The 23,571-nt window shown below is 41.6% G+C and carries 20 protein-coding genes; all 20 read left to right on the top strand.

Features of this window, described 5'->3' with window-relative positions; all coding sequences use genetic code 11:
• The first annotated feature begins 22 nt into the window (after positions 1-22).
• The 20 genes from pyrH (at position 23) to Q8G36_RS05540 (ending at position 23,545) form a co-directional block, all read left to right on the top strand.
• Positions 23-745: a UMP kinase gene (gene pyrH / locus Q8G36_RS05635; RefSeq protein WP_034313639.1), complete on the top strand. Its 723-nt coding sequence runs from the start codon at positions 23-25 to the stop codon at positions 743-745.
• A 3-nt stretch (positions 746-748) separates the two neighbouring features.
• Entirely contained in the window at positions 749-1,306 is a 558-nt protein-coding gene (frr, locus tag Q8G36_RS05630; RefSeq protein WP_053534379.1) for a ribosome recycling factor, read from the top strand.
• 399 nt (positions 1,307-1,705) lie between these two features.
• On the top strand, positions 1,706-2,479 hold the full coding sequence (locus Q8G36_RS05625; protein ID WP_305159425.1) for an isoprenyl transferase: 774 nt from the start codon (positions 1,706-1,708) through the stop codon (positions 2,477-2,479).
• Positions 2,480-2,504: 25 nt separating this feature from the next.
• The gene (locus tag Q8G36_RS05620; protein ID WP_305159426.1) at positions 2,505-3,302 is read left to right on the top strand and encodes a phosphatidate cytidylyltransferase; all 798 of its coding nucleotides are present in this window, start codon (positions 2,505-2,507) and stop codon (positions 3,300-3,302) included.
• A 43-nt stretch (positions 3,303-3,345) separates the two neighbouring features.
• Positions 3,346-4,506 (top strand): 1-deoxy-D-xylulose-5-phosphate reductoisomerase, encoded by a 1,161-nt coding sequence (gene dxr, locus Q8G36_RS05615; RefSeq protein WP_305159427.1) that lies wholly within the window; start codon positions 3,346-3,348, stop codon positions 4,504-4,506.
• Between the two features lie 7 nt (positions 4,507-4,513).
• Positions 4,514-5,782, top strand: a complete 1,269-nt coding sequence (rseP, locus tag Q8G36_RS05610; RefSeq protein ID WP_305159428.1) for an RIP metalloprotease RseP — start codon at positions 4,514-4,516, stop codon at positions 5,780-5,782.
• 264 nt (positions 5,783-6,046) lie between these two features.
• Positions 6,047-7,747, top strand: coding sequence for a proline--tRNA ligase (locus Q8G36_RS05605; RefSeq protein ID WP_305159429.1), 1,701 nt, complete (start codon positions 6,047-6,049; stop codon positions 7,745-7,747).
• 161 nt (positions 7,748-7,908) lie between these two features.
• Positions 7,909-12,231, top strand: coding sequence for a PolC-type DNA polymerase III (locus tag Q8G36_RS05600; RefSeq protein ID WP_305159430.1), 4,323 nt, complete (start codon positions 7,909-7,911; stop codon positions 12,229-12,231).
• A 193-nt stretch (positions 12,232-12,424) separates the two neighbouring features.
• Positions 12,425-12,898: a ribosome maturation factor RimP gene (rimP, locus tag Q8G36_RS05595; protein ID WP_063231836.1), complete on the top strand. Its 474-nt coding sequence runs from the start codon at positions 12,425-12,427 to the stop codon at positions 12,896-12,898.
• A gap of 43 nt (positions 12,899-12,941) precedes the next feature.
• Positions 12,942-14,072 (top strand): transcription termination factor NusA, encoded by a 1,131-nt coding sequence (gene nusA / locus Q8G36_RS05590; RefSeq protein WP_305159431.1) that lies wholly within the window; start codon positions 12,942-12,944, stop codon positions 14,070-14,072.
• Positions 14,073-14,088: 16 nt separating this feature from the next.
• Positions 14,089-14,364 carry an RNase P modulator RnpM gene (gene rnpM / locus Q8G36_RS05585; protein WP_061462443.1) on the top strand — a complete coding sequence of 92 codons (276 nt, stop codon included), beginning with the start codon at positions 14,089-14,091 and terminating at the stop codon, positions 14,362-14,364.
• Between the two features lie 4 nt (positions 14,365-14,368).
• Positions 14,369-14,674: a YlxQ family RNA-binding protein gene (locus tag Q8G36_RS05580; protein ID WP_061144653.1), complete on the top strand. Its 306-nt coding sequence runs from the start codon at positions 14,369-14,371 to the stop codon at positions 14,672-14,674.
• Positions 14,675-14,693: 19 nt separating this feature from the next.
• Entirely contained in the window at positions 14,694-16,850 is a 2,157-nt protein-coding gene (gene infB / locus Q8G36_RS05575; RefSeq protein ID WP_305159432.1) for a translation initiation factor IF-2, read from the top strand.
• A complete protein-coding gene (locus Q8G36_RS05570) occupies positions 16,847-17,128 on the top strand; it encodes a DUF503 domain-containing protein (RefSeq protein ID WP_057913375.1) in 282 nt (93 codons plus the stop codon). Before infB ends, Q8G36_RS05570 begins: the two co-directional genes overlap by 4 nt.
• A 17-nt stretch (positions 17,129-17,145) precedes the next feature.
• Positions 17,146-17,514, top strand: coding sequence for a 30S ribosome-binding factor RbfA (gene rbfA / locus Q8G36_RS05565; RefSeq protein ID WP_034313607.1), 369 nt, complete (start codon positions 17,146-17,148; stop codon positions 17,512-17,514).
• Positions 17,515-17,681: 167 nt separating this feature from the next.
• Positions 17,682-18,602 carry a tRNA pseudouridine(55) synthase TruB gene (gene truB, locus Q8G36_RS05560; protein ID WP_305159433.1) on the top strand — a complete coding sequence of 307 codons (921 nt, stop codon included), beginning with the start codon at positions 17,682-17,684 and terminating at the stop codon, positions 18,600-18,602.
• 33 nt (positions 18,603-18,635) lie between these two features.
• Entirely contained in the window at positions 18,636-19,586 is a 951-nt protein-coding gene (gene ribF, locus Q8G36_RS05555; RefSeq protein ID WP_305159434.1) for a bifunctional riboflavin kinase/FAD synthetase, read from the top strand.
• 135 nt (positions 19,587-19,721) lie between these two features.
• Complete coding sequence (gene rpsO, locus Q8G36_RS05550) at positions 19,722-19,991, top strand: 30S ribosomal protein S15 (protein ID WP_053345367.1); 270 nt, start codon at positions 19,722-19,724, stop codon at positions 19,989-19,991.
• A gap of 319 nt (positions 19,992-20,310) precedes the next feature.
• Positions 20,311-22,428, top strand: coding sequence for a polyribonucleotide nucleotidyltransferase (gene pnp / locus Q8G36_RS05545; protein WP_305159436.1), 2,118 nt, complete (start codon positions 20,311-20,313; stop codon positions 22,426-22,428).
• Positions 22,429-22,585: 157 nt separating this feature from the next.
• Positions 22,586-23,545 (top strand): polysaccharide deacetylase family protein, encoded by a 960-nt coding sequence (locus Q8G36_RS05540; RefSeq protein WP_305159437.1) that lies wholly within the window; start codon positions 22,586-22,588, stop codon positions 23,543-23,545.
• Positions 23,546-23,571 lie beyond the last annotated feature (26 nt).

Genomic DNA, 23,571 nt, shown 5'->3' with positions numbered 1-23,571 from the left:
ATTACATATTTTGGAGGTTCTCATGAGTAACGCTAAATATAAACGTGTGGTTCTAAAACTAAGTGGCGAAGCATTAGCCGGTGAAGAAGGATTTGGAATTAACCCTGCAGTAATTAAATCGATTGCTGAACAAGTCAAGGAAGTGGCTGAGCTTGATGTGGAAGTGGCTGTTGTTGTCGGCGGCGGAAACATTTGGCGCGGGAAAATAGGCAGTGAAATGGGTATGGATCGTGCTAATGCCGATTATATGGGTATGCTGGCGACAGTCATGAACTCATTGGCATTACAAGACAGCCTTGATCAGCTTGGAATTGAAACGCGCGTGCAAACTTCCATTGAGATGAGACAAGTCGCAGAGCCATACATTAGACGCCGTGCAATCAGGCATCTAGAGAAAAAGAGAGTGGTGATTTTTGCAGCTGGTACAGGTAATCCATACTTCTCAACGGATACCACTGCGGCCTTGCGTGCTGCTGAAATTGAAGCTGATGTCATCTTGATGGCAAAGAATAATGTGGATGGCGTATACAATGCAGATCCAGTTAAGGACAAAAATGCAGTGAAGTATGATAAACTTTCCTATCTTGATGTGATTAAAGAAGGGTTAGAAGTAATGGATTCAACTGCGTCCTCACTATGCATGGACAATGATATTCCATTGATCGTCTTCTCGATCATGGAAAAAGGTAATATTAAACGGGCCGTTTTAGGCGAAACGCTTGGAACTATTGTAAGGGGGAAATAAAAGATGCCGAAACAAGTTATTTCGAATGCGAAAACGAAGATGGAAAAAGCCATTGGAGCGTACACACGTGAATTAGCAAGCATCCGTGCCGGAAGGGCAAATGCCTCATTGCTTGATAGAATCTCGATTGATTATTATGGTTCGCCGACACCGGTTAATCAGGTGGCTGGTATTTCTGTCCCGGAAGCTAGACTATTAGTCATTCAACCATATGATAAAACGGTATTGGGTGAAATCGAAAAGGCAATTTTGAAATCAGACTTAGGCTTAAATCCTTCTAATGATGGATCGGTCATCAGGATAGCCATCCCGGCGTTAACTGAAGAGCGCAGAAAAGAGCTTGTGAAAGTTGTGAAAAAAGAAGCGGAAGAAGCGAAAATAGCTGTCCGTAATGTGCGTCGCGATGCTAATGATGATTTGAAAAAGCTTGAAAAAAGTGGTGAAATCACTGAAGATGATTTACGTGGCTATGCTGATGACATCCAAAAGATGACAGATGGCAATATCACGAAAATCGATGAAATTACAAAAGATAAAGAAAAAGAAATTTTGGAAGTATAATTTCCACTGAAGAATTGATTAAATAAAGAGGGCCGAATCCATACTGGGTCATGTCTTGGTTCTAACATATAGGTGTGCTTAAAGGAGAAAACTGTTATAATAAGGTTTCTCCGATAATGATTACTCCTTGAGTTAGTATGTAGCATGCAAACGTTGGAGGTGGTCCTTTTTTTGCATTTTTCAAGGTAATCAAAACCGGTTTTAGAAAAAAAGAAGTAATGATTTCTCCCTTTCTAGCTTCTAATGAAGAAATAATTTTCATAATAATAATATGAGAACCAGTTTTTTTTTGATATTATAATATAGATTCTTTTTAAGCGGCAGAAAGCTTGATATACATAGTGCACGAAAACTTTGCCTTTGTAGAGAGATAAGTACAACCTGATGGGGGACTAACATATGTATTCACTTTGGAAGCGTTTCGTTAAAAAAGATGCTTCTTCCGATGTAACAAATAGGATTCAGCATATTAAACAGTTTGATGTTCCTCAGCATATCGCCATCATTATGGATGGGAACGGCCGTTGGGCCAAAAAACGTGCATTGCCACGTGTGGCGGGTCATCATGAAGGAATGAAAACCGTTCGTAGAATTACGAAAGTTGCCAATAAATTAGGGGTCAAAACTTTGACAGTCTACGCGTTTTCCACTGAAAATTGGAAACGTCCGAAAAGTGAAGTCGACTTTTTGATGAAGCTTCCCCAGGAATTTCTTGGGACATTTTTACCCGAGCTCATTTCCGAAAATGTAAGAGTTGAAACGATTGGGGACTTGTCACTCATTCCGTCACATACTCAAAGTGCCGTTAAACGGGCAATGGAAGACACGAAAGACAATGATGGGATGATTCTGAATTTTGCCCTGAACTATGGAAGCCGTGGGGAGATTGTATCTGCAGTGAATAGCATCATTCAAGATGCAAAGAATGGTATAATGAAGGAAAATGTAACTGAGGAAATGCTATCAAGTTACCTGATGACCAAACATTTGTCGGATCCCGATTTACTGATCCGTACAAGCGGTGAAATCCGTTTAAGTAATTTCATGCTTTGGCAGGCGGCTTATACTGAGCTGTGGTTTACTGAGGTGCTATGGCCGGATTTTAGTGAAGAGCATTTATTGCAGGCAGTTGAGGAGTATCAAAAGCGTTCACGAAGATTCGGTGGCGTTTAATGTAGAAGGCGAGGAAAATGGAATAATGAAACAACGAATTATTACGGCGGTCGTAGTTGCCGCTATCTTCATTCCACTAGTCATTTTAGGGGGCACTCCCTTTTTACTGACGGTTTATCTGTTAGGGTCAATTGGTTTGTATGAACTGATGAAAATGAAAAAGTTACGTGTACTATCTTTTGAAGCAATTCTTTCTCACATATTATTATGGGTGCTTTTATTGCCTAATGAGCATACCGCTTTTTTAGCAGAAATAAATTACGATAAAGTTCAAATCTTCTTAATCGGGGTTTTGCTGCTGTTACTTTATACAGTCGTTTCAAAAAACCGTTTTACTTTTGATGACGCAGGCTTTCTAGTGATTTCAATCCTATACTTGGGGATAGGTTTCTACTACCTATTTGAAACACGTGACTCTTTGGGGTTGGGGCTGATCTATATCCTGCTTACCCTATTTACGATCTGGGCAACCGATTCCGGAGCCTACTTCATTGGTAAATCACTTGGTAAAAGAAAGCTATGGCCAGAAATAAGTCCAAACAAGACGGTGGAAGGATTTATCGGCGGGTTATTTTCCGCTATGGTAGTGGGTGTTCTATTTTACGCCTTCTCCAACCTTGACTACACCTTATTACAATTTTTATTGATTTCATTAATCATTGGGGTATTCGGCCAATTGGGTGATCTCGTCCAATCGGCGTATAAACGTCATTATGGCGTTAAGGATTCAGGGAAGCTGCTCCCGGGACATGGTGGAATTTTGGACAGGCTTGATAGCGTGATATTCATTTTACCGATTTTGCATTTATTGCATGTTTTATAATATAAATATAGGCAAGCGTTATATGAATTAGGAGATGGACAATTTGAAAAATATCAGCCTTTTGGGCGCGACAGGATCGATTGGTCAACAAACAGCGGATGTAGTTAGGTCCCATCCAGATCAATTCAAGATCGTGGCGCTTTCTGCTGGAAAGAATATAGAATTGGTCAGGACTTATATACAAGAGTTTGAACCGAAACTGGTTTCAGTCCAGACGGAAGAAGATTATCATGTTTTGAAAAGTGATTTCTCCAGCCGCAAAGATATCGAGTTCATGTATGGAGATGAGGGATTGACTGCTGTTGCTGTTTATGGTCAGGCGACGATATTGGTCAATGCTGTCATCGGAAGCGTGGGTCTTTATCCGACACTTCAAGCAATAAAGGCTAAAAAAGATATTGCTATCGCCAACAAGGAGACTTTGGTGACGGCAGGTCATTTGGTCATAAGTGAAGCAAAAAAAGCGGGGGTCAGATTGCTGCCGGTTGACAGTGAGCATTCCGCTATTTTTCAGGCATTGCAAGGTGAAAAGGAAAAAAATATAGAACGTCTTGTCATTACTGCTTCAGGAGGCAGTTTTCGAGATCGGACCAGGGAAGAATTGAAGGATGTAACGGTGGAAGAGGCACTGAACCATCCGAACTGGTCAATGGGAGCTAAAATCACGATCGATTCAGCATCAATGATGAATAAAGGATTGGAAGTAATTGAGGCCCACTGGCTATTCGATCTTCCCTACGATAAAATTGATGTATTGCTACATAAGGAGAGCATCATCCATTCCATGGTTGAGTTTCATGACTCCAGCGTGATAGCACAACTGGGGACACCGGATATGCGGGTGCCGATACAATATGCACTTACTTATCCAGACCGTATTCCGCTAGCAGGTCGCAAACGACTTAACCTTGCTGAAGCAGGCAAACTGCATTTTAGCGATATGGATTTCACCAGATATCCTTGTTTGCAATTCGCTTATAAAGCAGGTAAAATGGGCGGAACGATGACTACTGTGTTGAATGCCGCCAATGAAGCTGCAGTCTCTGCATTCTTATCTGGAAAGGTAACCTTCCTTGAAATTGAAACGTTAATTGAAAAAGCACTGAATCAGCATTCCGTCATAGCCCTTCCAGATTTAGAAACGATTCAGGAAGTCGATAATATGACAAGGCAGTATATAGAATCTTTAGTGAAAGATAGGTGACCGGAACATGCAGACTTTAGAAACGATTATAGCGTTCATCATCATTTTTGGAGCTCTAGTATTTTTCCATGAGCTTGGGCACTTAGTGTTTGCAAAGCGAGCAGGAATTTTATGCCGTGAGTTCGCAATAGGTTTCGGACCAAAAGTATTCACATATAAAAAGAAGGAAACCGTTTATACCATTCGATTGCTTCCTCTTGGCGGGTACGTGCGTATGGCTGGTGAAGACGCAGAGAATATAGAGTTGAAGCCCGGCTATCGGGTGGGATTAATGTTTGATAATGAAGAGAATGTTACAAAAATCATTTTGAACAATAAAGATAAATATCCTGATATTCGTATTGTTGAAGTTGAAGTGATCGACCTTGATCATAAACTGATCCTTACTGGTTATGAAGAGGGCGAGGAAGATACACTAAAAACGTTTGCCATTCATAAAGAAGCGGTGATTGTTGAAAATGGTGTAGAGAACCAGATTGCTCCTTTTGACCGGCAATTTGCCTCAAAGTCGCTTGGGCATCGTTTTCTAACGATTGTTGCTGGACCGGCAATGAATTTCGTTTTGGCTTTTGTCATTTTTGTGTTGATCGGCCTGTTTCAAGGAGTCGTGGTGGATGAAGCGAAACTTGGTGAGTTGACTCCAGATGGTTCGGCTGTAAATGCCGGTTTAAAATCGGGGGATGTCATTCAATCCATAGAAGGGACGGAAGTCTCTACTTGGGGAGATGTTCAGGAAAGCATTCAAAAGAACCCTGGGCAAGAGATCGAGTTCGTCGTTGACAGGGACGGGAAAACATTAGAAGTTCCGGTTGTTCCACAAGAAGTGGAGAGGGAAGGGAAGAAAATCGGTATTATCGGTGTTTACCCTCCGGTTGAAAAAGCACCGATTAAAGCTATACAATATGGTTTTACAGAAACGTATTTTTGGACAAAACAAATCTTCATCATCCTTGGTGACCTCGTAACGGGTGGATTTACGATTGACAGTTTATCTGGTCCTGTAGGAATATATAAATCAACTGAGGAAGTAGCGAAACAAGGTTTATTCACGTTAATGAAATGGGCAGGGCTGCTCAGCATTAACCTGGGTATCATGAACCTGCTTCCGCTACCGGCATTGGATGGAGGAAGACTGTTATTCTTTGTAGTCGAATTCTTAAGAGGGAAACCAATTGATCGTCAAAAAGAAGGAATGGTCCACTTCATCGGCTTTGCTTTGCTGATGCTATTGATGATTGTCGTTACATGGAATGACATCCAGCGATTCTTCCTGTAAGTTATGTGTATAATGAAAAACAGGCCAGCAGATTTATCTGTTGGCCGTTTTCTTATCTGAAGGGATTTCCTAGTTTTTTAACCGATTTGGGGAAATTGTTTGTTTTCTAGGGAAATCGTAAGTATAATCGAGAATGAGTATATTAATTTAGCTTTTCTGAATAAGCGGAAAGTCTTTTTTGTATGAAATGACCGTATTAATGTTGCGGTATGATTTTTACATTAACTGCAAGTAATTTAAAGGAAATATTGAAGAGGTGCAGATATGAAACAAAGTATGACGTTGATCCCTACATTGAGGGAAGTGCCTGCAGATGCTGAAATCAAGAGTCATCAGCTGCTTTTACGTGCAGGATTTATGAGACAAAACTCCAGCGGGGTTTATAGTTTTATGCCGCTTGGAAAAAAGGTGCTTCAAAAGGTTGAGGCGATCGTTCGGGAAGAGATGGAAAATGCTGGTGCGGTAGAACTGTTGATGCCGGCTTTACAACAAGCCGAATTCTGGCAGGAATCTGGACGCTGGTATACCTATGGTCCAGAGTTGATGCGGCTTAAGGATCGCAACAACCGTGAATTTGCGCTTGGTGCCACACATGAAGAAGTGATAACCAGCTTAGTTCGTGATGAGGTAAAATCCTATAAGCGTCTTCCACTAACGGTTTACCAAATCCAAACTAAATTCCGTGATGAAAAAAGACCGCGTTTCGGATTGTTGCGTGGACGTGAGTTCATCATGAAGGATGCTTATTCTTTCCATGCTAATCAAGAAAGCTTGGATGCTGTTTATAAAAATTTATATGCGGCATATTCGAATATATTTAGCCGTTGTGGGTTGAACTTCCGTGCCGTCATTGCTGATTCCGGGGCAATGGGTGGTAAGGATACACATGAATTCATGGTCCTGTCTGAAATAGGGGAAGATACCATCGCATATTCGGATACTTCCGATTATGCAGCAAATATTGAAATGGCACCTGTGAGTGTAAAATATGAAAAAAGCACCGAAGAACAAATTGCACTTGAAAAAATTCATACACCAGGTCAAAAATCGATTGAAGAAGTTGCTTCATTCCTGAATACTGATGCAGAGAAACTAATAAAATCGTTATTGTTTAAAGTGGATGAAAAGTATGTGCTTGTTTTGGTACGAGGAGATCATGAAGTCAATGATATCAAGCTGAAGAATTTCTATAACGCTTCAATCGTTGATTTGGTCGATCCAAATGAGACGAAAGAAGTCTTAGGATGTACAATTGGATCTCTTGGACCAATCAATGTCACTTCTGAAGTGGAAGTGATTGCGGATGTTGCCGTCGAAGCAATGGTTAATGGAATTTGTGGTGCAAATGAGGAAGATCACCATTATGTGAACGTAAATCCCGCTCGTGATTTTAACGTGGCCAATTATATAGATCTTCGTTTCATCAAAGAGGGTGACCCATCACCGGACGGAAGCGGAAAAATCAAATTTGCCAAAGGGATTGAGGTAGGCCACGTATTCAAACTGGGAACTAAATATTCTGAAGCTATGAATGCGACATTCCTGGATGAGAATGGACGGTCGCAGCCTATGATCATGGGATGTTATGGTATTGGGGTTTCCCGTACACTTGCAGCTGTTGCTGAACAATTCAACGATGAAAAAGGATTGGTCTGGCCAGCGAATTTAGCGCCATACCAAGTCCATTTGATTCCAATCAATATGAAGGATGAGGCTCAGGCTGCCCTTGCAGAAGATTTATATAATGATTTAAAGGCACAAGGCATGGAAGTTCTTATGGATGATCGTCAAGAACGTGCGGGTGTGAAATTCGCAGACTCTGACTTGATCGGTCTTCCTGTCAGGGTGACTGTAGGTAAAAAGGCATCCGACGGAATTGTCGAAGTGAAAATCCGTGAAACAGGTGAGGTTCTTGAAATCGAAAGAGCTGAACTAACTCAAAAGCTTCACGAAATACTGGGATAATTTAAGAATAGGGGAATTAGGCATCATTCAATTGGATGATGCCTTTCCTTTTCATGGATTTGGATACTAGTGAAACATTCATGATATGTTATAATAGCCTCTGATATCAAAACGAAAATGATAGTGAATAAAAAAGAGATAGTAGATAGGGGAGAGAGGGAATGGATCAAAATCCAAATAGCGGTAGAGAGAGATTTCAACTCTTGCTCCAGCAAATGGACTTGACTGAGGATGCCTTTGTGAATTATTTCATAGGTGCCGAAATTGATAAACTCTCAATCGAGAGGGAGTCCAAAACATGGCATTTTGCCTTTAATATACCTGCGTTAATTCCTTGCAGTGTCCATACAAGACTTGCTACTCATCTAGCAAGTACGTTTTCCCATATTGCAAAGGTCACATTCAACTTGAATGTGGCCAATCCGCAAGTGACCGAACAATTGGTGAAGGAGTATTGGAAAAATTGCATTGGCGAGCTTGAAGGCATGTCTCCAGCACTGTTATCACTTCTGAATGAACAAGTGCCAACGGTGAATGGATATAAGCTTATCGTAAGCGCCCGAAATGATACGGAGGCTGGTCAGTTGAAACGAAAATACTCCGGCATCATTTCGAATATCTACCAAACATTCGGTTTTCCTCCGTTGACACTTGAAGCGGAAGTGAAGGAAACGGTTTCGAATCCTGATTACCAGAAGTTCTTAGAAGAGAAACAAAAGGAAGACGCAGAAAAGGGACTTGCTGCCCTAGTGGAAATGCAGAAAAAAGAATCGGAAAAAGGCGGCGACGATGGCGTCTACGAAGGACCGGTTAAAATTGGCTATACGATTAAAGAAGATGCGGATTTCCGCAGAATCGAACAGATTATCGATGAAGAGCGCAGGATTGCTATCGAAGGCTTCGTATTTGATGCAGAAGTGCGTGAGTTACGCAGCGGAAGAAGCCTGTTGACCTTTAAAGTCACTGATTATACGAGCTCGATATTGGTCAAAATGTTTTCGCGTGATAAAGAAGATGCTGCCATACTTGCCCGAGTGAAAAAAGGGATGTGGGTACGTGCCCAAGGCAGCATCCAAAATGATACATTCGTACGTGACCTTGTAATGATCGCAAATGATATAAATGAAATTTCTAAACAAGGACGGCAAGATAAGGCTCCAGAAGGGGAAAAGCGTGTAGAACTGCATATGCATACCCCAATGAGCCAGATGGATGCAGTGACACCTACTTCTGCACTTGTTGCCCAGGCTGCAAAGTGGGGGCATAAGGCTGTGGCCATTACAGATCATGCGGGAGCACAATCATTCCCTGAAGCTTATAGTGCCGGGAAAAAGAATGGTATCAAAATCCTTTATGGCGTCGAAGTGAATCTTGTAAATGATGGTGTACCCATTGTTTATAATGAGGCGCATATCGCTTTGGCGGATGCCACCTATGTTGTGTTTGACGTAGAGACGACTGGCCTGTCAGCCGTTTATGATACGATCATTGAATTTGCTGCAGTGAAAATTCGTGACGGTGACATCATTGATCGATTCGAGTCATTTGCGAATCCGCATCACCCACTATCCAATACGACGATAGAATTGACTGGAATCACTGATGATCTTGTGGAAAATGCTCCAGAAGTCTCGGAAGTACTAGAAAAGTTCAAGGATTGGGCGGGCGATGCGATTCTGGTTGCCCACAACGCAGCCTTCGATATGGGCTTTTTGAATATAGGTTATAAAAACTTGGGTTATCCTAAAGCTTCCAATCCTGTTCTTGATACATTGGAACTTGCCCGTTTCTTATATCCGGAGTTTAAAAATCACCGGTTAAATACTTTATGTAAAAAGTTCGATATTGATTTGACCCAGCATCATAGGGCCATTTATGACGCCGAAGCTACAGGTTACCTTATGCTGAAGATGCTGAAGGATGCAATGGAAAAGGAGATTACCCATCATGATCAACTTAATGACAATATGGGTAAAGGAAATGCTTATCAGCGTTCCCGGCCATCCCATTGTACGTTGATCGCGCAAACACAGGCTGGCTTAAAAAACCTTTTCAAATTAATTTCAATATCACACATCGATTATTTCTATCGTGTGCCCCGATTACCGCGCTCACAACTTAAAAAGTATCGTGAAGGAATCTTGGTCGGATCGGGATGCGATAAAGGGGAAGTTTTTGAAGGGATGATGCAGAAGGGTTTTGAGGAAGTCGTCGATATCGCCGAATTCTACGATTATCTTGAAATCCATCCGAAGGAAGTGTATCAGCATTTGATTGAGCTTGAATATGTACGGGATGATAAATCATTAGAAACGATCATCTCCAATATCGTCAAGCTTGGTGAAAAATTGGATAAGCCAGTCGTAGCAACGGGAAATGTGCATTATTTGGATCCGAATGATAAAATTTACCGTAAAATCCTTGTGAATTCACAAGGTGGCGCAAATCCGCTGAATCGTCATAAGCTTCCTGACGTGCATTTTCGGACAACAGATGACATGCTACGGGAATTCTCCTTCCTCGGTTCTGAGAAAGCCAAAGAGGTCGTGGTAACCAACACGAATAAAATCGCTGATATGATTGAAGAAATCAAGCCAATCAAGGATGAGTTATACACTCCTAAAATTGAAGGTGCAGAAGAAGAGATGCGTGAAATGAGTTATGGCATGGCAAGGAAGATTTATGGAGAGAACCTGCCGGAAATCGTGGAAGCCCGTCTTGAGAAAGAATTGAAAAGCATCATCGGCCACGGTTTTGCCGTTATTTATTTAATTTCTCACAAGCTTGTTAAAAAGTCATTGAATGATGGTTATCTAGTTGGCTCAAGGGGATCGGTTGGATCATCTTTCGTTGCCACCATGACTGAAATTACAGAGGTAAATCCGCTTCCGCCGCATTATGTATGTCCGGAGTGCAAGAAATCCGAATTCTTCAATGACGGTTCTGTAGGTTCCGGGTTTGACCTGCCCGATAAAGACTGTCCCGATTGCGGCATTGCTTATACAAAAGACGGGCATGATATCCCGTTTGAAACTTTCCTTGGATTTAAAGGGGATAAGGTTCCCGATATCGACTTGAACTTCTCCGGTGAATATCAGCCGAAGGCCCATAACTATACGAAAGTCTTATTCGGTGAAGAATATGTATATCGTGCCGGAACAATTGGTACGGTCGCTGAAAAAACCGCTTATGGATATGTAAAAGGGTATTCCACTGATAATAACATCCATATGCGTGGAGCCGAGACTGATCGCCTTGTTGCCGGTTGTACGGGTGTGAAACGGACGACAGGACAGCATCCGGGCGGAATCATCGTTGTTCCGGATTATATGGATATCTATGATTTCACACCTATTCAGTTCCCTGCGGATGACAGGAATTCTGAGTGGAAAACAACTCACTTTGATTTCCATTCCATTCACGATAATATTTTGAAACTTGATATACTTGGACACGATGATCCGACTGTAATCCGGATGCTTCAAGATTTAAGTGGCATCGATCCAAAGACCGTACCTACCGATGATCCAGAAGTGATGAAAATATTCAGCAGTACTGAATCTTTAGGAGTTACCGAAGAACAGATCATGTGTAAAACGGGTACGCTTGGCATCCCGGAATTTGGTACGCGTTTTGTTCGACAGATGCTTGAAGATACGAAACCTACGACGTTTTCCGAGCTTGTTCAGATCTCAGGACTTTCACACGGTACGGATGTATGGCTGAGCAATGCACAGGAACTGATCCACAACCGGATATGTACACTAAGTGAGGTTATAGGCTGCCGGGATGATATTATGGTCTATCTGATTTATCAAGGTCTCGATCCTTCCCTAGCGTTTAAAATCATGGAATCTGTACGTAAAGGGAAAGGGCTCTCGGAGGAATTCGAAGAGGAAATGAGGAAAAATGAGGTGCCGGAATGGTATATCGATTCATGTAAGAAGATTAAATACATGTTCCCGAAAGCCCATGCTGCAGCTTACGTCTTAATGGCTGTCCGGATTGCCTATTTTAAAGTGCATTTGCCTTTATTGTATTATGCAGCCTATTTCACAGTACGTGCCGATGATTTTGAAATCGACGCCATGACACGGGGATCGCAAGCGATCAAATCAAAAATGGAAGAAATCATGGTAAAGGGATTGGATGCATCCACAAAGGAAAAGAACACTTTGACGGTTCTTGAACTAGCTTTGGAAATGTGTGAACGCGGATATGCATTCGCTAAAGTGGACTTATACAAATCCAGTGCAGATCAATTCTTAATTGAAGGAAATACTTTGATACCGCCTTTCAATTCGATACCTGGTCTTGGAACGAATGCGGCGATCAATATCGTCAACGCGCGGAAAAATGGTGAATTCCTCTCCAAAGAAGATCTTCAACAACGGGGCAAGGTTTCGAAGACCATCCTTGAATACCTTGATAAACAAGGATGTCTGGAGTCATTGCCTGAACAAAATCAGTTATCTTTATTTTAAAGAGGAAACTGATTTCAAAAAGGAAGAAACAGACATGATATTTGCATAAAAATCTTGATTATGGTATATTTTTATTGGAAATACTAAGAGGAACCAATGGCAAGAGTGGGGAAACCCACTCTTTCGTGTTGTATTGACCATTTAATTTTGAATCCGAAACCAAGCGCATACAACGCACGTATGGAGGAAACAAATGAGTAAAAAGGTAACGGAAGTCGTAGAGGAATTAGCATTACCAATTCTTGAAGAATTGCAGCTTGAATTAGTCGAAGTGGAGTATGTGAAGGAAGGTAAAAGCTGGTTCCTTCGAGTGTACATTGATAAAGAAACAGGCGTAGATATTGATGATTGCGGAAATGTGAGTGAAAAACTCAGTGAAAAGCTTGATGAGGTTGATCCGATTCCACAAAATTATTTTCTCGAAGTTTCATCACCCGGAGCTGAAAGGCCTCTGAAAAAAGAGAAGGATTTCCTTAATGCTATCGGTAAAAATGTTTACATAAAAACATACGAGCCCATTTTAGATGAAAAAGAATTCGAAGGAATCTTAACCAGTTTCGATGGTGAAGAAGTGACACTCGAAGTCAGAATCAAGACAAGAAAGAAAACGATCGTCATACCATTCGAAAAGGTAGCCAAAGCGAGATTGGCGATTACCTTCTCTTAAGTCAAGCAAATCATTAATTTAAATATCCGTAAGGGGGATCACCATGGGCAATGAGTTATTGGATGCTCTCTATATTTTAGAAAACGAAAAAGGAATTTCCAGGGAGGTTTTGATCGACGCGATTGAATCTGCCCTTATATCGGCATATCGCCGTAACTTTAACCAAGCACAAAATGTACGTATCGACTTGAATCTTGGTAAAGGAACTATGCGTGTATTTGCCAGAAAAGACGTTGTTGAAGAAGTGTTCGATTCACGTCTGGAAATTTCTGTTGAAGAAGCAAGAGCAATTGATCCCAACTATCAGTTAGAGGATATTGTCGAAATGGAAGTAACACCTAAGGATTTCGGCCGTATTGCTGCACAAACAGCAAAACAAGTCGTCACTCAAAGGGTGCGTGAAGCTGAACGGGGCATCATTTATGCCGAATTCATCGATCGTGAAGAGGATATCATGACTGGCATCGTTCAACGCCAGGATTCCCGATTCATTTATGTGAGCCTAGGTAAAATCGAAGCTTTGCTCCCGGTGAATGAGCAAATGCCGAATGAACAGTATAAACCTCATGACCGCATTAAAGTTTTCATCACTAAAGTTGAAAAGACTTCCAAGGGCCCGCAAATTTTTGTATCCCGTTCACATCCTGGCCTTTTAAAACGTTTATTCGAAATCGAAGTGCCTGAAATTTTTGATGGAACAGTAGAAATTAAATCAGTTGCCCGCGAAGCAGGCGACCGTTCAAAAATCTCCGTGCACTCCGATAACGAAGAAGTCGATCCTGTCGGTTCCTGTGTAGGCCAAAAAGGACAGCGTGTTCAGGCCATCGTCAATGAATTGAAAGGTGAAAAGATCGATATCGTTAAATGGTCGGAGAATCCGGTCATTTTCGTTGCGAATGCTTTAAGCCCTTCAAAAGTACTTGAAGTTATTGTTAAAGAAGAGGAAAAGGCGACGACTGTAATCGTTCCGGATTATCAACTTTCCCTGGCAATCGGTAAGCGTGGACAAAATGCCCGTTTAGCTGCCAAGCTTACAGGCTGGAAAATTGATATCAAGAGTGAAACGGAAGCCCGCGAAGCTGGTATTTATCCTGTGGAAGAACAGGAATTCCTTTTGAGCAGAGATAGTTATGTTACTGAAGAGGAAACAGATTTCGAAGAGGATAACGAGTAATTCGAGGTGAAAAAAGATGAATAGCCGAAAAAAAATCCCGATGCGCAAATGTGTGGCAACAGGCGAAATGAAGCCGAAGAAAGAACTCATTCGCATCGTTCGATCTAAAGAAGGGGAAGTCAGCCTTGATCCGACCGGAAAGAAATCGGGAAGGGGAGCTTATTTGACTCTTGATCGGGATGTTATCGAGCTGGCCAAAAAGAAAAATGTGCTGGCTAATCACCTTAGTACCCAAATCGATTCTTCCCTTTATGAACAATTGCTTGAATTAGTGAATAAGGAGAAAAACTAACAACATGACCCAACAACAACAATGGATGTCTCTATTAGGTTTGGCCAATCGAGCACGCAAGCTAATTTCGGGTGAAGAATTAGTGGTTAAAGAGATTAGAAGCGGTAATGCCAAAGTTGTTATTTTATCCGCGGACGCTTCAAAAAACACTGAAAAAAAAATATCTGATAAGTGCGCATTTTATCAGGTTCCTTTAAAAAGAGTCGAAAGCAGGTCAATGCTCGGCCATGCGATAGGTAAGGATGCTAGAGTTGCCGTCGCAGTTCTGGATGAAGGTTTTGCACAAAAACTCCGAACGCTGCTCGATTAAATTTTACGGGGGTGAACGTATGACAAAATTGCGTGTATATGAATATGCAAAACAAAAGAACGTTTCAAGCAAGGATGTAATAAATAAACTTAAAGAAATGAATATAGAGGTAACAAACCATATGACAGCATTAGACGATTCAACTGTAAATAAATTAAACGATTCAATCAAACCTAAAAACGAAGATAAAAGCCAAGCTGCTGAACCAAAAGCTAACGCTACGGTCGCGAAGTACGAAGCTGAAGCGGATGAAAAGAGCACAGTCAATAAAGAAAAACTGAAGAAAAAACCACCAGTTAAACCTGTAGGGACAAAAAAACCAACAGGTCAGTTCAACAAGGGTCGCAATAACAAGAATAAAAATAATAAACAAAGACAACAAGCGCCTCAGGCACCTGTTACAAAACGTAAAGAAAGAGAACTTCCAGAGAAAATTACGTTTTATGAGTCTTTGACGGTTATGGAACTTGGAAAAAAACTTCACCGTGAACCTTCTGAAATCATTAAAAAGCTCTTTATGCTTGGAGTTATGGCAACAATCAACCAAACATTGGATAAAGATGCAATTGAATTGATTTGTGCGGAATACGGTGTAGTGGCCGAAGAAGAGATTCGTGTCGACCTAACAGACCTTGAATCACTTGTCACTGAAGACGCTTCTGAAGATTTGATTGAACGTCCGGCTGTCGTGACGATCATGGGGCACGTTGACCATGGTAAAACGACATTGCTTGATTCTATACGCCATACAAAAGTAACTGAAGGCGAAGCGGGCGGAATCACTCAGCATATCGGTGCTTATCAAGTTAAAGTTAACGATAAGAAAATAACATTCCTGGATACACCAGGCCATGCTGCGTTTACAACAATGCGTGCCCGCGGTGCACAAGTTACCGATATCACGATTCTTGTCGTCGCTGCGGATGATGGCGTTATGCCTCAAACGATTGAAGCGATCAACCATGCTAAAGCGGCAGATGTTCCAATTATCGTCGCTGTAAATAAGATGGATAAAGAAGCTGCCAATCCGGACCGTGTCATGCAAGAATTGACAGAACATGGTTTAGTTTCTGAAGCATGGGGCGGAGACACGATTTTCGTACCAATTTCAGCTAAAAACGGTGAGGGTATCGATAGCTTGCTTGAAATGATTCTTCTTGTCAGTGAAGTGGAGGAGTATAAAGCGAATCCATCTCGTAAAGCAAATGGAACGGTTATTGAAGCACGTTTGGATAAAGGGCGCGGATCGGTTGCCACTTTGCTTGTTCAAAACGGAACGTTGAAAATCGGTGATCCGATTGTTATCGGTAATACATTCGGACGTGTTCGTGCTATGGTTAACGATCTTGGACGCCGTGTTAAGGATGCAGGTCCTTCAACACCGGTTGAAATCACTGGATTGAACGAAGTGCCACAGGCCGGCGATCGTTTCATCGTCTTTGAAGATGAGAAAACAGCCCGTCAAGTTGGGGAAGTGCGTGCACAGAGACAACTTGCTTCACAACGTAATGAAAAATCCCGTGTAACCCTTGATACATTGTTCGAGCAAATGAAAGAAGGGGAAATTAAAGAATTGAACATCATTCTAAAAGCAGATGTTCAAGGTTCTGCGGAAGCAGTAGCCGCTTCCCTGAATAAAATAGAAGTGGAAGGCGCTAAAGTCAAGATCATACACATTGGCGTCGGTGCCATTACAGAGTCTGACATCATCCTTGCTACAGCTTCGAATGCAATCGTCATCGGATTTAACGTCCGTCCTGACGTGAATGCGAAACGTGCAGCTGAATCAGAAAATGTTGATGTCCGCCTTCACCGCATCATCTATAAAGCGATCGAAGAGATCGAGTCAGCTATGAAAGGGATGCTTGACCCTGAATTTGAAGAAAAAATTATCGGTCAGGCTGAAGTTCGTACGACTTTCAAAGTATCCAAGGTGGGTACGATTGCCGGTTCTTACGTTACAGAAGGAAAAATTACACGTGATAGCGGAATTCGCTTAATTCGTGAAGGTGTCGTCATTTACGAAGGTGAAATTGATGCATTGAAACGTTTTAAAGATGATGTAAAAGAAGTGGCAACGAACTATGAGTGCGGTATTACGATTAAAAATTACAACGACCTTAAAGAAGGCGATGTAATTGAAGCGTATGTAATGGAAGAGATCGAACGTAAATGATCGTTGGCTCTGTCCAATGTGAATGCATCATCCATGACACCCATTCTTTGAAAGAAAAAAGGGCCGTGCTTCAGCGTGTCATGACACGGCTGAAGCAGAAGTTCAATATTTCTGTGGCAGAGACCGATTTTCAGGATTTATGGCAGCGGACAAAGATTACTATCGTAACCGTAACCTCCTCAAGGAAGGCTACAGAACGGGAACTTCAAAATGCCCTTAAATTTCTAGATTCTTTTCCGGAACTAGAGCGAACAATAACAGATATAGACTGGCTTTAGGCTATCGAGGTGATATTATGAGCCTTCGTTCAAATCGTGTTGGCGAACAAATGAAAAAAGAGCTGAGTGAAATTATCGGCCGAAAAATTAAAGATCCAAGAATCGGATTTGTTACAGTGACGGATGTCGCGGTTACAGGCGATTTACAACAGGCAACAGTTTATATTTCCGTTTTGGGTGACCAGGAACAAAGGGAGAAAACCCTGCAAGGTCTAGCTAAGGCGAAAGGATTTATGCGTTCAGAAATTGGGCAGCGAATCCGCCTGCGCAAAACCCCTGAGCTGTTTTTTGAATTTGATGAATCGGTCGATTATGGTAATCGTATCGAGTCGTTGATTTCCCAAATCAATTCAGAGGATAAACCGGCTGAAAAAGACGAGGAATAAGCAAGCAGTAAAAGGAGGCCGACTCAATAAGTGCTTTGCACTTCTTGAAGTCGGTCTCTTTTTTTTGAAAACTGAATATGTAAAAAAGGAAAAACACCTTTCGGAATTGGAATTCATTTTACTTTTGATAGTAGTTTAGGGTGTTTTATAAATGATGAGGTGAAAGCGTGAACGGTATTCTTCCATTATGGAAACCCAAGGGATTGACATCCCATGATTGTGTTTTTAAATTAAGAAAGATATTAAAGACAAAAAAGGTTGGGCACACAGGTACTTTAGATCCTGATGTAACAGGGGTTTTACCTATTTGCATTGGCAGGGCAACTAAGATAGCTGAATATTTGACAGAAGCCGGTAAAGCGTATGAAGGAGAAGTGACCCTTGGTTTTTCAACGACAACTGAAGACGCAAGCGGTGAAAAAGTGGAAGAGAAAAAGATTGATCAAGTGATTCAGCGTAAACGGATTCTGGAAGTACTGGAATCATTGACTGGGAAAATTGAACAGACGCCGCCGATGTTTTCAGCGGTAAAGGTAAACGGGAAGAAGTTATATGAATATGCCCGTGCAGGGATAGAAGTGGAGAGGCCGACAAGGGAGGTCACCATCTATGATATTACCCTTCTCGATGAACGTTCTGAATTTAAAGGGGAAACCATCTCTTTTCGTTTTCGCGTCAAATGTAGCAAAGGAACGTATATTCGGACGCTTGCAGTCATGATGGGTGAAGAACTGGGTTTTCCTGCCCATATGTCAGACTTGACACGTATTGAATCAGCAGGTTTTAAGCAGGAGGACTGTTTCACATTTGCTGAAGTGGAAGAGTTCATGGAAAGTGGACAAACAGATGAATTTCTGTTGCCATTGGAGCGGGGATTATTTCATTTGCCCAAATTTCAGATTAGTGATAAAGTAGCAAAGAAAGTACTTAACGGTGCGGTATTGGAACAAACAAAGGATGTTGTTGTTGAAAAAGGGAAGCCTTTTGTGATGGTCGACCCAGCAGATAAGGCCATTGCCATTTATCAAATACATCCGACAAAAGAGGGATTAATTAAACCTGTAAAAGTATTGGCACAAGAATTATAGACCGTTTTACCGCCGGAAAGAGGAGATTGAAAGGTGAAAGTGATCGCAATAGAGCATCCTCATCAATTTAATTCGGATGATTTTCCCGAGCTTGTAATGGCGCTTGGATTTTTTGATGGTATACATAAAGGTCATCAGATTGTTATTCAAACCGCCAAGCAAAAAGCCGATGAAATGAATCTTAAGTCAGCAGTCATGACATTTGACCCGCATCCTTCTGCAGTATTGGGTAGGAAAACGGAAAATATCCGCTATATCACTCCACTTGAAGATAAGGTGGATATCATAGAGTCAATGGAAATAGATTATTTATTCATAGTCCATTTCAGCAAGGAATTTGCTTCGGTACTGCCGGAACGGTTCGTAAACGAATATATTGCCGGGCTGAATGTCCGTCACGTAGTTGCAGGCTTTGATTATTCATACGGTCGCTATGGTCAAGGGTCGATGAAAGATTTGCCTGTTTACGCACAGGGCAGATTTTCGCAGACAGTAGTTGAAAAACAGACACTTGAAGATGAAAAGGTTAGCTCGACGAGAATCAGGGAAACTCTCGGTAATGGCAACTTTTCCGACTTTTATCATTTGGCTGGCCGACGCTATTTAACGAAAGGACATGTCGTTCACGGTGAAAAGCGGGGCAGGAAGTTGGGATTCCCCACCGCTAATATTGATGTAAGTGACGATTATATCTTCCCTGCTGCAGGCGTATATGCCGTCAGGATCAAAATAAGCGGTAAATGGTATAATGGAGTTTGCAATGTCGGCTACAAACCTACGTTCCACGAAGAAAAACCTAAATATCCCACTGTAGAGGTTCATGCCTTGGAGTTCTCGGGAGATATTTATGGCAGCCAGGTTTCGGTTGAATGGCATACAAGACTTCGGAGTGAGCAGAAATTTTCCGGACTTGAAGCATTGGTCGCTCAGATCGAAACGGATAAGCAAAATGCCATAGCCTATTTTGCAAAGCTTGAAGCATAAAAGACAAGACTTGCAATTTTAACGAAAAACATGTATTCTATTGTATGTATGAAAATAACCATTGCTTGGCTAGTCGAGACTCCGACGCTGGCTCGGTAATAGGTGATTTTACAGAATTTTAGGAGGAATAATAACATGGCAATTACACAAGTACGCAAAAACGAACTTATCGCTGAGTTCAGAACTCACGATACTGACACTGGATCTCCAGAAGTTCAAATCGCAGTATTAACAGAAGAAATCAACAACTTGAACGGTCACTTACGCACACACAAAAAAGACCACCATTCACGTCGCGGTCTTCTAAAAATGGTAGGTAAACGTCGTAATCTTTTAACTTACCTACGTAACAAAGACGTTACTCGTTACCGTACACTAATTAACAAATTAGGTCTACGTAGATAATTTTTTCAGGAAGGCGGGAAATTTCCCGCTTTTTTGATGTTAATCAAATGATTTGGACGTTTTCTACTTAAGGCTGGGCCTTCGTCCTTGGGACTCGGCAGGAGCCGGGTCCTTTTCCATTTATAAATGATCAGGATATACATAATCAAATGAATGAAATTTTTATTCATTTTACTGTTAATGCTTGTTTTTTTCGTGCATAATAGGAATAGTTTGGTTTTAACTCGAGTTCAGTTACTTTCACATATAAATGATTTAATCCAATACAGGTTTAGGTAAACTAAGCCTCTAAGTGAAGATTCAGAGAGGGGTTTAATAAATGGGACAGGAAAAACATACGTATTCATTTGACTGGGCCGGCCGTAATGTTACGGTAGAGATAGGGCAATTGGCTAAACAAGCGAACGGGGCAGTTTTAGTCCGTTATGGAGAGACTGCTGTATTAAGTACAGCAACCGCTTCGAAGGAACCTAGAAATGTCGACTTCTTTCCTTTGACAGTCAACTACGAAGAAAGACTTTATGCAGTCGGTAAAATTCCGGGAGGCTTCATCAAACGTGAAGGCCGACCGAGTGAAAGGGCAATTCTTGCAAGCCGTTTAATCGATCGTCCAATCCGTCCGCTTTTCGCCGATGGCTTCAGGAACGATGTTCAGATCATCAGCATGGTCATGAGTGTCGATCAAGATTGCTCTACGGAAATGGCAGCTATGCTAGGTTCTTCCCTTGCACTTTCAGTTTCCGATATTCCTTTCGAGGGTCCAATTGCTGGAGTTGTAGTAGGGAGGATCAATAATGAATTCATTATTAACCCTACTGTTGACCAACTAGCTAAAAGTGACATCAATCTGACGGTTGCCGGCACTAAAGATGCTATCAACATGGTTGAAGCCGGAGCAAATGAGGTACCAGAGGAAACGATGCTTGAGGCAATCATGTTCGGACATGATGAAATCAAGAAGATCATTGCATTCCAAGAGAAAATCGTTGCTGAAATCGGCAAGGAAAAAATGAAGATCACTTTATATCAAGTGGATGCAGAGCTGGAAGCAGAAGTGAAAGGCCTATGTGAAGCAGACTTGAACAAAGCTGTACAAGTTCAGGAAAAACATGCTCGTGAAGACGCGATCAAAGAAGTGAAAGATCGTGTGTTGGCTCAATATGAAGAAGAAACTGATGAAGAAAAATTAAAGCAAATCAAAGAAATCCTGAATAAATTGGTCAAATCCGAAGTACGCCGTTTAATCACGGAAGAAAAAGTGCGTCCAGATGGCCGTAATCCTGACGAAATCAGACCATTATCATCAGAAGTTACCATTCTGCCACGTACACATGGTTCAGGATTGTTCACTCGCGGACAAACCCAAGCTCTATCGATTTGTACATTAGGTGCACTTGGTGATGTACAGATTCTGGACGGACTTGGAACCGAAGAGTCAAAACGTTTTATGCACCACTATAACTTCCCGCATTTCAGTGTTGGTGAAACTGGCCCTATCCGTGGGGCAGGACGCCGTGAAATCGGTCATGGTGCACTTGGTGAAAGGGCATTGGAGCCTGTCATTCCAAACGATAAAGACTTCCCTTATACAATCAGACTTGTTTCTGAAGTGCTTGAATCAAACGGTTCAACATCACAAGCAAGTATCTGTGCAAGCACTTTGGCAATGATGGATGCCGGTGTTCCATTGAAAGCTCCAGTTGCCGGAATTGCTATGGGTCTTGTCAAAACAGGTGAGCACTATACAATCTTAACGGATATTCAAGGTATGGAAGATCATCTGGGAGACATGGACTTTAAAGTCGCAGGGACTTCAAAAGGTGTTACTGCCCTACAAATGGATATTAAGATTGAGGGACTTTCAAGAGAGATTCTTGAAGAAGCTTTACTACAAGCCAAACATGGCCGGATTCACATTTTGGAATCAATGATGTCAACAATCAATCAACCGCGTGAGCAGTTATCCAAATATGCTCCAAAAATCGTTACTATGTCCATAAATCCGGATAAAATCCGTGATGTGATTGGACCGAGCGGAAAACATATCAACAAAATCATTGAAGAAACTGGCGTGAAAATCGACATCGAACAAGATGGAACGGTATTCATCTCTTCTACTGATGAACCAATGATTCAAAAAGCGAAGAAAATAATTGAGGATATCGTACGTGAAGTCGTAGTGGGCGAACTATACCTAGGTAAAGTTAAACGTATCGAAAAGTTCGGTGCCTTCGTTGAAATCTTCAATGGTAAAGACGGTTTGGTACATATTTCTGAACTGGCTGAAGAAAGAGTCGGAAAAGTGGAAGATGTCGTTTCACTTGGCGATGAATTATTGGTTAAAGTTACTGAGATCGATAAGCAAGGAAGGGTAAACCTTTCCCGTAAAGCGGTCTTGAAAGAGCAAAAAGAGGCAGCAAACCCTTCTCAATCGTAATGGAAAATGAAAATCCGGCATGCGGTTCCTTGTGAATCTGCATGCTTTTTTTGTTTAAAAGTATTGGAATATCCATAGTGCGAATGGCGTTAAAAGGATGTCATGTTCTACCTTGTCCGTTTTCTTCATACATTTTGGTATGAAGGGGGCGTAAAAAATGAATAATAAATGGAAGCAGATAGTTGCGATAAGTGCCATTGCAGGTATATCATGGTTATTAGTGCAAAATCCATATACACAAATTTATTTGACCCAATTAACCGATGATTCAGTTGCTTCAATGAAGCAAGAAGACGAGCTTCTTTTACAAATAAAAGAATCAACAAAAAAATATGAGATTGCACCACAGGATGCACGAATAGATTCTGTTTGGAAAACCGTTCCTGCATATAACGGCCTGAAGGTAAACATTGATGATTCGTATAAAGCGATGAAGAAGGAGGGCGTGTTCGATAAGGATAAGCTGGTATTTCAGCAGGTCCCTGCAAAGATACATATGGAGGATCTGGATCCGGCTCCGATTTACCGGGCCCATCCCGAAAAGCCAGTCGTTTCATTTTTAATAAATGTGGCCTGGGGGAATGAATACTTACAAGATATGTTGGCCGTGTTAAAAAAGAATAATGCAAAGGCCACTTTTTTCCTTGAAGGTAATTGGACCAAGAAAAATCCTGATTTGGCCAAGATGATTAAGGGTGGCGGGCATGAAATTGGAAATCATTCTTATTCACATCCCGATATGAAAAACATCTCCGCACAAGCTACACGTGAGGAAATTCGAAAAACGAACGAAGTCATTGAAGCGGTGACAGGTTTGAAAATGAAATGGTTCGCACCACCTAGTGGAAGCTACCGGGACGAAACGGTGAAAATCGCGGATTCTTTCGGTATGGAGACCGTCATGTGGAGTGTGGATACGATCGACTGGCAAAAGCCAAGCCCAGAAGTCCTTCAACAAAGAGTGCTTTCTAAGGTACACCCAGGAGCATTTATATTGATGCATCCGACAGAATCTACTGCAAAATCATTGGAAACGTTAATAATTGAAATAAAAAAGAAAGATTTGGATGTTGTTACCGTTTCGGAAGCAGTAGATGAAGAGCGATCGAATCCATGATGTATTGGTTACGATAGCAGCATAGA

Source organism: Peribacillus frigoritolerans, from assembly GCF_030676415.1.
GTDB lineage: Bacteria > Bacillota > Bacilli > Bacillales > DSM-1321 > Peribacillus > Peribacillus frigoritolerans_A.
Note: the sequence above shows the minus strand (reverse complement) of the source record. Positions and strands in the feature narration are given on the sequence as shown.

Excerpts from the sequence above, each read along its gene's own strand:
- pyrH (WP_034313639.1), top strand. The coding sequence starts at position 23 with ATGAGTAACGCTAAATATAAACGTGTGGTTCTAAAACTAAGTGGCGAA.
- frr (WP_053534379.1), top strand. The coding sequence starts at position 749 with ATGCCGAAACAAGTTATTTCGAATGCGAAAACGAAGATGGAAAAAGCC.
- Q8G36_RS05625 (WP_305159425.1), top strand. The coding sequence starts at position 1,706 with ATGTATTCACTTTGGAAGCGTTTCGTTAAAAAAGATGCTTCTTCCGAT.
- Q8G36_RS05620 (WP_305159426.1), top strand. The coding sequence starts at position 2,505 with ATGAAACAACGAATTATTACGGCGGTCGTAGTTGCCGCTATCTTCATT.
- rseP (WP_305159428.1), top strand. The coding sequence starts at position 4,514 with ATGCAGACTTTAGAAACGATTATAGCGTTCATCATCATTTTTGGAGCT.
- Q8G36_RS05605 (WP_305159429.1), top strand. The coding sequence starts at position 6,047 with ATGAAACAAAGTATGACGTTGATCCCTACATTGAGGGAAGTGCCTGCA.
- Q8G36_RS05600 (WP_305159430.1), top strand. The coding sequence starts at position 7,909 with ATGGATCAAAATCCAAATAGCGGTAGAGAGAGATTTCAACTCTTGCTC.
- rimP (WP_063231836.1), top strand. The coding sequence starts at position 12,425 with ATGAGTAAAAAGGTAACGGAAGTCGTAGAGGAATTAGCATTACCAATT.
- nusA (WP_305159431.1), top strand. The coding sequence starts at position 12,942 with ATGGGCAATGAGTTATTGGATGCTCTCTATATTTTAGAAAACGAAAAA.
- rnpM (WP_061462443.1), top strand. The coding sequence starts at position 14,089 with ATGAATAGCCGAAAAAAAATCCCGATGCGCAAATGTGTGGCAACAGGC.
- Q8G36_RS05580 (WP_061144653.1), top strand. The coding sequence starts at position 14,369 with ATGACCCAACAACAACAATGGATGTCTCTATTAGGTTTGGCCAATCGA.
- infB (WP_305159432.1), top strand. The coding sequence starts at position 14,694 with ATGACAAAATTGCGTGTATATGAATATGCAAAACAAAAGAACGTTTCA.
- Q8G36_RS05570 (WP_057913375.1), top strand. The coding sequence starts at position 16,847 with ATGATCGTTGGCTCTGTCCAATGTGAATGCATCATCCATGACACCCAT.
- rbfA (WP_034313607.1), top strand. The coding sequence starts at position 17,146 with ATGAGCCTTCGTTCAAATCGTGTTGGCGAACAAATGAAAAAAGAGCTG.
- rpsO (WP_053345367.1), top strand. The coding sequence starts at position 19,722 with ATGGCAATTACACAAGTACGCAAAAACGAACTTATCGCTGAGTTCAGA.
- pnp (WP_305159436.1), top strand. The coding sequence starts at position 20,311 with ATGGGACAGGAAAAACATACGTATTCATTTGACTGGGCCGGCCGTAAT.
- Q8G36_RS05540 (WP_305159437.1), top strand. The coding sequence starts at position 22,586 with ATGAATAATAAATGGAAGCAGATAGTTGCGATAAGTGCCATTGCAGGT.